Annotated in this window: 1 protein-coding gene; it reads right to left on the bottom strand. The window is 69.7% G+C overall.

Annotation, left to right across the window (positions count from 1 at the left end):
• Window positions 1–245 (bottom strand): hypothetical protein (locus WDW90_RS39800; protein ID WP_336493081.1); only part of this gene is annotated, 245 nt, incomplete at its 3' end.
• Between the last annotated feature and the right edge of the window lie 19 nt (window positions 246–264).

The raw sequence follows: 264 nt of genomic DNA, 5'->3' as shown, positions 1-264 counted from the left end.
TCCTCGCCCGCCTTCTGCGCGTCGAGATGCCCGAACGGGACAGTGTGGTGGTCGCGAGCCCTGTGCGACAGGCGCGGGGGCTCGTCCCAGACGGTCACGTTCGCTACCGTGACACCATCCCAGATCACTGAGCAGCCGGCGCCCTCCGTCGCCTCGTCGAGCAACGCCTGCCAGCCGCCGGGCTGATCCTGCCGGGATGCGATGCCCTCGCGGATGCGTCTGACGACATCGTGGTCCGCCGACATGCCATTCCGGGCGTCGAGG

It is taken from the genome of Methylobacterium nigriterrae, from assembly GCF_037106235.1.
In the GTDB taxonomy this organism is placed as follows: domain Bacteria; phylum Pseudomonadota; class Alphaproteobacteria; order Rhizobiales; family Beijerinckiaceae; genus Methylobacterium; species Methylobacterium nigriterrae.
Note: the sequence above shows the minus strand (reverse complement) of the source record. Positions and strands in the feature narration are given on the sequence as shown.